We start from the raw sequence: 9,737 nt of genomic DNA, 5'->3' as shown, positions 1-9,737 counted from the left end.
TCTTCATTCTTTTTACATTTCACTACTTGACTCACACTCTTAATATGATAATTAATGATATAAATAACTTCATCACCGTTTACTAGCGTAATACATTCTTCATGCACTTCACTTAATAAGCCTTCTACACACTCTGGGCCGCCACGATTAATCTTTACCCACTTATACTTCAAGTCACGTAATACATCGACAAAAGTATCATCATCAGAGCAGAAACATGAAACATAGCCATCGCCACATTTACTTTCTTTCACTTTCTTAACTAGACTTTTCACATGTTTCAATTGGTAATATACTAATTCACCAAGAGGAAGTTGTAATGTAAGGTAATCTCTTCCTAACGATACAAGTACCCCCACTCGACTCTCTGGTCCACGAAGATTTACTTTTACAGTCTCACCGACTAAGCCTTTAATTTGTTCACAGCATAATATACTTTCCAAATTTATATCCTCCTTTCTTATTATCTTCCTCTTCTTGACTGTCTTTGTGCGCGAGCTCGACCTGAATTATTACTTTCACTTTCGCTTTCTTCGCTCTCTCTACAAGGTACTGTTACACTCTTAATATGAGATACTGCAACTAATATAACTTCTTCTTTTACAATTAGTGTCACAAATTCACAAGAAACATCTTGTAAAATACCTTCAACTTTCTCTGGGCCACCACGATTAATTTTCACCCAGCAATATTTGAAGCTTTGAAGTAACTTTTCAAAGTCATCTTCACATTCACATTCCAACCATCTGCAATCATCTGCTTTACAATCTTTCGCATTTTTTGTAATACTTTTCAGATGACGAATCTGATAGTAATAGAGCTCTCCTTTTTCATTCTTTAATACAAAGTAATCCGAACATACAGCGACTATTGTCCCTTTTTGAGATTCTGGACCACCCCTGTTTACTCTCACAAAAGATCCAATTAAGTCTTTCAGAAAATCACAATGAAATAAACTCACGAGAAAACCCCTTCCATTAATTTATAAGCTTTTGCACTGATAGTATATGTATCTGTACAGGTTACGTTCTCTATGTTTGTCCTAGCTAGAAAAAAATATGCTTTTAACATGGTAGACTACTACCTATCAAAATTTGAAGAAAGGCTAAGAACTCCTTATGTTTTTGATATCTTCAAACAAAAAATCCCTTATGAATATACATTTCTGCATATCTTCATAAGGGATTTTCCATAGTTTAATCTTCGTCTTTAACATCCATATCTTCTGGAATTGGTTCGTTCAATATTTCTTCCACTAATTGCTTATATTTCTCCATTTGTTCTAAATGTGTATTAAATTGTTCTTTATTTACTAAATATTGCTCTCCATCGAATAGCGCACGAATTTTCTTTTGCTGAATTAACTCTTCAATATACGATTTTGGTAAATTCAAATACTCCGCAGTCTCTTCTACTGTTATATACAATGCGTTCATTCCTTTATTATTTTTTCATCTATACTGTATCTTACTTTACTTTATTTTTGTAAACAAATAAAAAAGATTTTGTAAATGCAGTTCAAAAAGCAGGTAGATGCATTCCATATATTGTATAGTATTATATAGTAAGAATTTTTTAAATATAGAATGGTATTACCCATTTACACAAAGGAGAGTTAACATATGGCTACTCGTCACATCATTACAATGTTAGAAAAAACACTACAAGTTGAAACAGAAAACACAATTTCTCATTTAAATGTATCTTTATCTGATCGTTTTCTTTCTCAAAGCACAGCAATACATGAAAACAATTGTTATCATACAATTGGTGAATGGTACAAAAATCATTTCTTATTCCAACAAGATGATTTCCTTTGGGCTAAATATGCCTTCTATGACGCATATTGTGAAGCCATCAAAAAACAAGGTCATCTTACAAAACGTGTTCGCCAAATATTAGAATCATTAGCTCGAATGCATGGAAAACAGTATATTGCTTCTATACTAAATATGCCATTTCCTAATGAACGCGCTAAAGGGACAGCGTAATTTAGCCATGTTCTGCGTAAGCAAAACATAGCTAAATTGTTTTCTAGGATGCTTTACCAATAAAATGTTCATATCATATGAACTGATGAAACCGGTGTCATTATAATGATAGAAAATATAGTAAACAGGAAAACCCCCACGTACATCTCTCATCCATTGGAATAGAGAAATACGTGGGGGTATACTTGTTCCTTATTATTTCATCATCTGCTTAATCAGTTCGCGATTTCTCTTCTTAAATACTTCATTATGAGAAGAAACCATTCCATACTCACTTGCATCTGGTTGGATAAATTGTTTTGCTTTATTCACAGCATTTCCAGCATCTTGGAATGCACCTGCAATTAAGTGTAGTTTCCCTTCGTGCTTTAAAATATCTCCAGCAGCATATAATCCATCTACTGAAGACTCACTATTTGCATTACCTGCAATATAATAATTATCTATAATTGCAACGTCTAACTCACTATTTTCTAATAATGTAATGTCGCGTTCATATCCATGATTAATAATAACTTCATCAATAGGTAAATGAGAAACCTCACCTGTTTCATGATTTGTTAATTCTACATATTCGATCGCTTCATGATTATCACCAGCAATTAATTTTGTAATCGATGTATTAAAGAAACACTCCGCTGAGCTGTTCATAAGTTGTTTTACTTGTGCTTCATGACCAGATAATTCTTCTTTTCTATAGGTTACATACACTTTTTTCGCAATTGGTTCTAATTCATTTGCCCAATCAACAGCAGAATTGCCTCCACCGGAAATAATAACTGTTTTACCTTTAAAACGCTTTAAAGATTTAACTGTATAATTTAAATTTGATACTTCAAATCGCTCAGCACCCTCAATAGATAACTTTTGCGGTTTCAATATACCACTTCCTGTTGCGACGATAACTGTTTTTGAAAAGTGTTCTTCCCCAGTACTTGTTTTTAATGTAAAAGTACCATCTTGATTACGAATAATTGATTCCACTTTTGTATCTAATACAACTTCTGGCTTAAATGTTAACCCTTGCTGTACAAGTTGTTCAATTAACTTATCACCTGTAACTGGTAATAGTCCTCCTACATCCCAAATCATTTTTTCCGGATACACATGTATTTTTCCACCTAAATGTGGTTGAAATTCTATTATTTTCGTTTTCATTTCTCTGAGTCCACTATAAAAAGCTGAATAAAGCCCTGCAGGTCCTCCGCCTATCACGGTTACATCAAACAATTCTTCTTGATTCATTCGTGCTCACTCCTCAGCTACTAATCATTGATTATCATTCTCAATAAAATATAACCTGTTTCCGCAAAATTTACAATCAAAATTACTATTGACAATACACCTATATAAAATTATATTATTTAAAGAATCAATAGTGATAATCATTATCATTTTGTTAATAATTAGCAAATTTGAGATTACATCTTCTTTCATTAATATGGTTATTACTATATTATAAAATCTCATATTCAAGATTTTCAATAAATTATTTTGCATTACCACTACTATTTCAAAAAGATTACAGTTAAACAAATTATTGTATACACATATCATCTATGTTAAAGGAGAAAGACGATGAAAAAGTTATTTATTTCACTAACAGTCCTTTTCGTTCTTGTTATGAGCGCTTGTAGCAATAGTTCTACAGACAAAAAGGACGATGCAAAAGGTAGCAAATCAGAAACAATTACATACCAATCTGAAAATGGTAAAGTAGAAGTTCCTGCAAATCCAAAACGCGTTGTTGTATTATCATCATTCGCTGGTAACGTAATGTCATTAGGTGTAAATCTTGTTGGGGTAGATTCATGGTCTAAACAAAACCCACGTTTTGATAGCAAACTTAAAGATGTTGCTGAAGTATCAGATGAAAATGTTGAAAAAATCGCTGAACTAAATCCAGATTTAATCATCGGTTTATCAAATATTAAAAATGTCGATAAGTTAAAGAAAATCGCGCCTACTGTAACATACACTTACGGAAAAGTTGATTACTTAACACAGCATTTAGAAATCGGTAAGTTATTAAACAAAGAAAAAGAAGCAAAAACTTGGGTTGATGACTTCAAGAAACGTGCACAAGAAGCTGGTAAAGAAATTAAAGCAAAAATCGGTGAAGATGCTACAGTTTCTGTTGTAGAAAACTTCAACAAACAGCTTTATGTATACGGCGAGAACTGGGGCCGCGGAACAGAAATTCTGTACCAAGAAATGAAATTAAAAATGCCTGAAAAAGTAAAAGAAAAAGCATTAAAAGAAGGTTACTACGCATTATCTACTGAGGTATTACCTGAATTTGCTGGTGATTACTTAATCGTAAGTAAAAATAAAGATACTGATAACTCATTCCAAGAGACAGAATCATATAAAAACATCCCAGCAGTAAAAAATAATCGCGTATATGAAGCAAACATGATGGAATTCTATTTCAATGATCCACTTACATTAGATTTCCAACTAGACTTCTTCAAGAAGAGCTTTCTTGGTAAATAATACAAACATGAGGAATTCTTAATTTAAGAATTCCTCTTCCTTTATTCTATGAACAGAAAAGATGTGAAACGAATGACAAAAGATCATGACAATCCACGTTCTATAGCTTTTACATACAAACTAATTTTAAGCTTAATTGCATTCTTTCTTATTTTTATGGTTGCAATGGTATTAGGTGCTGCAGATACTTCGATAAAAGATGTATGGTCAGCACTCACTTCCTCCGCTAAAGGAGACAAAATATCTATTATTCGAGAAATACGTTTACCACGTGAAGTTGCTGCTATTTTTGTAGGAGCTGGATTAGCCGTTTCTGGAGCAATTATGCAAGGATTAACACGAAATCCACTTGCGGATCCTGGATTATTAGGGCTATCTGGTGGAGCAAATGCTGCGCTTGCACTGACACTTGCTTTCAACCCTTCCATCAGCTATCTTTACTTAACATTAGCTTGCTTTATCGGTGCTGCAATTGGCGCAATTATGGTATTTGGAATTGGTATGGTGAAAAAAGGCGGCCTTTCTCCTCTTCGAATTGTATTAGCGGGTGCTGCAGTTTCAGCATTTCTACTCGCAATTTCAGAAGGAATTGGCATTTACTTTAAAATTTCACAAGATGTATCACTTTGGACTGCTGGTGGCGTAATTGGAACAACTTGGAACCAATTAAAAATTATTATTCCAGTCATTTCAATTAGTATCTTTATCGCTATCTTACTAGCAAAAAAATTGACAGTTCTTAGTTTCAGTGAGGAAGTGGCTATTGGACTAGGTCAAAAAATTATTGTTATTAAAACTATTTTATTTATCATTATTATCTTACTTGCAGGTGCATCTGTAGCGCTTGTTGGAAATATGGCATTTATCGGCTTAATGATACCTCACATGGTACGCCCAATTGTCGGTCCAGATTACCGATTTGTTATACCGATGTCAGCAATTGCTGGAGCTTCCTTTATGCTACTTGCAGATACAATCGGACGTACTATTAACGCTCCATACGAAACACCAGTTGCAGCAATTGTCGCGATTGTAGGGTTACCATTCTTCCTATTCATTGTACGTAAAGGAGGAAAAACATTCTCATGATGCAATCTATTTTAAGAAAACAGCGTCTCATTATACTCACTTTACTTATAGTAATCATCACAACCATTGTAGTTGGAATGGGACTTGGTTCAGCATCTTTATCTTATGATCGACTACTCCCAACATTAATGGGGCAAGGGACTTTTAAAGAGGAGTTTGTTTTATACTCTTTAAGGCTACCTAGAATTGTCATTACATTATTAGCTGGTATGGCTCTCGCTTTATCAGGAGCTATTCTTCAAGGAATTACTCGAAATGATTTAGCTGAACCTGGTATTCTTGGTATTAACTCTGGGGCCGGTGTTGCTGTTGCTATTTTCTTTTTATACTTTCCAATAGATGTAGGTTCATTTCTCTACTTACTACCTGTAGTTGGATTTATCGGAGCATTTCTGACAGCTGTTCTAATTTACGTATTTTCATATAGTAAATCAACTGGACTTCAACCAATCCGATTAACATTAACCGGTATCGGTTTTGCATTTGCACTATCTGGAACGATGATTGTCCTTATTTCATCCGCGGATCGTATGAAAGTAGACTTTATTTCAAAATGGATTGCCGGAAATATTTGGGGAGATGACTGGATATTCGTTTTAGCAATGCTCCCATGGCTAATCGTATTAATTCCGTTTGTTTTCTATAAAGCAAATCGATTAAACATTTTAGCATTAAACGAACCAGTCGCAATCGGTGTTGGAATTGAAATTGAAAAAGAACGTAGGTACTTATTAGTTGCAGCTGTTGCACTTGCAGCTACAGCTGTTTCCGTAACAGGAGGAATTAGCTTTATCGGATTAATGGCTCCTCATATCGCGAAATCTTTAGTAGGCCCAAGACATCAAATCTTCATGCCTATCGCCCTTTTAATCGGCGGATGGCTATTATTATTAGCAGATACAATTGGAAGAAATATCGTTGATCCTAATGGCATTCCAGCAGGTATTGTCGTTGCTTTAATTGGGGCTCCTTACTTTATGTATTTGTTGCTTAAAAAAGCTTAAAAAACACCCTCAAGATCTTTTCTTGAGGGTGTTTTTGTTTCATTCTACTACTGCCCATATCCTTCAAACTTCTTCGCCAAATTCTCCATCTCATCTTCTGGCAATAGCTTTGGTTCCCCAATGCTTTTCGTTTGATAATAAATTTGAGCACAAAACTCAATCTCTTCTGCAACAGTAAATGCCATTTTTATATTATTTGCACCAGCAATTAAACCGTGATTTGCAAGTAGCACAGCACGACGATCAATCATGCCTTCAAAAGCAGCATCCGCTAATTGCTTCGTACCAAATGTTTCATACGGTGCACAGCGGACATTCGGACCTGCAAAAGCAATTAAATATGACACAGCCGGAAGCTCCCATCCTAATGACGCAATCGTCTTCGCGTAAGGAGAATGTGTATGCACAAGCGCATTTATATCTTCACGCTTCCTATAGTAAATAAGGTGCATATCTAATTCACTTGATGGTTTTCTCTCTCCTTCTACTACTTCACCATTTAAGTTTAATATAACTACATCTTCAGGCTTTGTTTCATAATACTCTAAACCACTTGGGCTAATCGCAACAAGACCTTGTTCACGATTAAAGATACTAATATTACCACCCGTCCCCTTTGTTAAACCACTAGAAATCATTTTCTTTCCATACGCTACAATTTCTTCTCTTTCTTTTTGTAATAACATATACATCCCCCTAAGTATGAAGCTTATGATGACTGACTTTTATATTTATCTATTTATTGAAATAGCTTTTTTAAATTCTCCGTAAACGGTGCCTTTACAATCCCTTTTTCTGTAATAATCGCTGTTACATTTTCATGTGGAGTAACATCAAATGCTGGATTATATACTTTACTTTCTTTCGGAGCAGAATATTGTCCGAAGCGATTAATCACTTCAGAAGCATCTCTTTCCTCGATGGGAATTTCTTTTCCTGTCGGTGTTTTCAAGTCGATTGTCGGCGTTGGCGCTGCTACATAAAACGGAATGTTGTAGTATTTCGCTAAAATAGATACGCCTAATGTTCCAATTTTATTTGCTATATCACCGTTCGCTGCCACACGGTCGCATCCAACAATTACAGCGTCAATCTTCCCTTGTGACATGACCATAGCTGCCATATTATCCGTAATGACAGTAACATCAATTCCCGCTCGCTGTAGTTCTAATGCCGTTAACGTTGACCCTTGTAATCTTGGACGTGTTTCATCCGAAAAGATTTTTAAGTCCCATCCTTTTTCTTTTGCTAAGTACATTGGAGCCGTCGCAGTACCATACTTAGTCGTCGCTAACGCACCAGCATTACAATGTGTTAATACTCCCATTCCATCACGGAATAATGTTAATGCATGTTCTCCAATTTGACGGTTAATTTCTTCATCTTCTCTATGAATTTCTTTTGCCTCTTCTAGTAATCTATCTTTCAACTGTAAGATTGATAAATGAATATTATCTGCCGCTACACTTTCCATTCTTTCAAGTGCCCAAAATAAATTTACTGCAGTCGGTCTTGATGTCGCCAAGTATGTACATACCTTTCTTACTTCATCCATAAATCCTTCTTCCGTACTTTCAGCAAATTCCTTTACCCCTAAATACACTCCATAAGCTGCTGAAACACCAATCGCTGGTGCACCTCGTACTTTCATTACTTGAATGGCATCCCACACACTTTCAGCTGTTTTAAATGATTCATAGACAATTTCATTCGGTAATAACGTTTGATCTAACAAAACTAAAGCATCATCTTTCCACTGAATTGGTATTAATTGCTCTTCCATCATATTCTCCCCTTACTCCGCGTAGTGCATTGACTGTTCTTTTAACGTTTCTACAAAACTTGTACCTGTTCTATATTGATTCGCTCGTAAAATAAAACTCTTCGCTACTTTAAGACAAATTCGCTCCGCTCTAGCACGTGCTTCCTCATTCTCAATACAAGTAATATCTTTTACTTTCGCTAATCCAACAATACGGCGGATTAATTCAAGACCTGTCACTGCAGCTGTATCCTCTAATACAGATTGTAAATATACTTCGTTAAAGCCTTCTTCCTTCGCCATAATCTCGGTCACATGAATATCCCAAGCATCTAAAAACTTCTTCTTAAATAAATCAATTACCTCTACCATCGTAGTTTGTAACCAATCCATATACGTATCTTTCTCAGCTCCAGGTGGCATCGTTGCATCTGCATTCACCCAAGCAAACATTAAATTCGCCATTACATTCCCAACGTCATATCCCATAGGTCCATAAAAAGCAAACTCAGGATCAATAACCTTTGTATAATCATCTCTTACAAAAACAGAACCAGTATGTAAATCACCATGAAGCAATGCCTGTGCATTCGTCATAAAAGAAAATTTACGTTTCGCTACTTCCATACGAAGCTCTTTATCACTATAAATATGCTCCCTAATCCATCCCTCATTTAAAGGAAATAACTCATTACGCTTATTATGATTTGTAAATGGTTCTGAATATACGAGGTCCTCTGTAATCTCACATAATTCAGGATTTATATAATTCTTCACAAGTTCCTTCTTCTCTTTATGATTCATTACAACATCAGATGTTAATAAAAGTGTATTTACCATAAAAGTAGTTAAGTCGTCAGCAAGCTGCGGAAATATTTGATGATTTATAAGTGCTGTACGTAATATTGTGTGATCCGATAAATCTTCCATTACGCAACAGTTCATCACACTATCAAATAAATACACCTTAGGAACAAGTCCAGGTGCTAACTCATCCTCTAACTGCAAAACATCTGATTCTATGCGAATACGATTCGTCGACAACTTAAACTCATCTGAAATGCGAGCTGTATCCCCAGCTTGCTTTACGATGACAGAGATGTTCTCTTTTTCATCCCAAACGCGGAACACATAATTTAAATTGCCATCACCTATTTCTTTACACTTTAGCCCCTTTGCATGTTCAAACTTAGATAATTTCTCTTTCACATATGCAATCACATCTTTAGCTTCCATTAAAAAATACTTTGTGAACTTAGACATGGTTTCCCCTCCACACCAATTGTAAGCGTTTTCTAAAAGCTATAAAAAATAATAGGTTAAATTTTTTCATCCTATAAATATGTATTCTTCTTTTTGAAAGGTATATCTAGGTTTTATTATATCTCGTTAGCA

The 9,737-nt window shown here is 34.9% G+C and carries 11 protein-coding genes; 4 read left to right on the top strand and 7 right to left on the bottom strand.

The window, feature by feature from the left end:
* The 3 genes from ACQGSG_RS23155 to ACQGSG_RS23145 form a co-directional block, all read right to left on the bottom strand.
* Positions 1 to 443 (bottom strand): spore coat protein (locus tag ACQGSG_RS23155; RefSeq protein ID WP_426948116.1); only part of this gene is annotated, 443 nt, incomplete at its 3' end.
* 20 nt (positions 444 to 463) lie between these two features.
* Positions 464 to 961 carry a hypothetical protein gene (locus ACQGSG_RS23150; RefSeq protein WP_030022606.1) on the bottom strand — a complete coding sequence of 166 codons (498 nt, stop codon included), beginning with the start codon at positions 959 to 961 and terminating at the stop codon, positions 464 to 466.
* 235 nt (positions 962 to 1,196) lie between these two features.
* Positions 1,197 to 1,436, bottom strand: coding sequence for a helix-turn-helix domain-containing protein (locus ACQGSG_RS23145; RefSeq protein WP_001998970.1), 240 nt, complete (start codon positions 1,434 to 1,436; stop codon positions 1,197 to 1,199).
* 186 nt (positions 1,437 to 1,622) lie between these two features.
* Between ACQGSG_RS23145 and ACQGSG_RS23140 the strand changes: the two genes are divergently transcribed.
* The gene (locus ACQGSG_RS23140) at positions 1,623 to 1,991 is read left to right on the top strand and encodes a hypothetical protein (RefSeq protein WP_000235475.1); all 369 of its coding nucleotides are present in this window, start codon (positions 1,623 to 1,625) and stop codon (positions 1,989 to 1,991) included.
* Positions 1,992 to 2,186: 195 nt separating this feature from the next.
* Here the strand turns inward: ACQGSG_RS23140 and ACQGSG_RS23135 are convergent, their stop codons facing one another.
* Positions 2,187 to 3,236, bottom strand: coding sequence for an NAD(P)/FAD-dependent oxidoreductase (locus ACQGSG_RS23135; protein WP_001070931.1), 1,050 nt, complete (start codon positions 3,234 to 3,236; stop codon positions 2,187 to 2,189).
* Positions 3,237 to 3,569: 333 nt separating this feature from the next.
* Between ACQGSG_RS23135 and ACQGSG_RS23130 the strand changes: the two genes are divergently transcribed.
* From ACQGSG_RS23130 to ACQGSG_RS23120, 3 genes are read left to right on the top strand one after another with little or no spacing between them, the layout of a single operon-like run.
* Positions 3,570 to 4,487 carry an iron-hydroxamate ABC transporter substrate-binding protein gene (locus ACQGSG_RS23130; RefSeq protein WP_000732594.1) on the top strand — a complete coding sequence of 306 codons (918 nt, stop codon included), beginning with the start codon at positions 3,570 to 3,572 and terminating at the stop codon, positions 4,485 to 4,487.
* A gap of 48 nt (positions 4,488 to 4,535) precedes the next feature.
* Entirely contained in the window at positions 4,536 to 5,576 is a 1,041-nt protein-coding gene (locus tag ACQGSG_RS23125) for an iron ABC transporter permease (RefSeq protein ID WP_325842803.1), read from the top strand.
* Entirely contained in the window at positions 5,573 to 6,580 is a 1,008-nt protein-coding gene (locus ACQGSG_RS23120; protein WP_098664408.1) for a FecCD family ABC transporter permease, read from the top strand. Before ACQGSG_RS23125 ends, ACQGSG_RS23120 begins: the two co-directional genes overlap by 4 nt.
* 47 nt (positions 6,581 to 6,627) lie before the next feature.
* Here the strand turns inward: ACQGSG_RS23120 and ACQGSG_RS23115 are convergent, their stop codons facing one another.
* Genes ACQGSG_RS23115 through mtnK form a run of 3 tightly spaced genes read right to left on the bottom strand, consistent with a single transcriptional unit; the run spans position 6,628 to position 9,605 of the window.
* Complete coding sequence (locus ACQGSG_RS23115; protein ID WP_000926565.1) at positions 6,628 to 7,266, bottom strand: L-fuculose-phosphate aldolase; 639 nt, start codon at positions 7,264 to 7,266, stop codon at positions 6,628 to 6,630.
* 53 nt (positions 7,267 to 7,319) lie between these two features.
* Positions 7,320 to 8,366 carry an S-methyl-5-thioribose-1-phosphate isomerase gene (gene mtnA / locus ACQGSG_RS23110; protein ID WP_033690097.1) on the bottom strand — a complete coding sequence of 349 codons (1,047 nt, stop codon included), beginning with the start codon at positions 8,364 to 8,366 and terminating at the stop codon, positions 7,320 to 7,322.
* A gap of 9 nt (positions 8,367 to 8,375) precedes the next feature.
* On the bottom strand, positions 8,376 to 9,605 hold the full coding sequence (gene mtnK, locus ACQGSG_RS23105; protein WP_325842802.1) for an S-methyl-5-thioribose kinase: 1,230 nt from the start codon (positions 9,603 to 9,605) through the stop codon (positions 8,376 to 8,378).
* Positions 9,606 to 9,737 lie beyond the last annotated feature (132 nt).

Source organism: Bacillus sp. GMa5/1 (genome assembly GCF_050172015.1).
GTDB classification, from domain to species: domain Bacteria; phylum Bacillota; class Bacilli; order Bacillales; family Bacillaceae_G; genus Bacillus_A; species Bacillus_A cereus.
The sequence above is the reverse complement of the archived record's forward strand: the minus strand, read 5'-3'. Positions and strand labels throughout refer to the sequence as shown.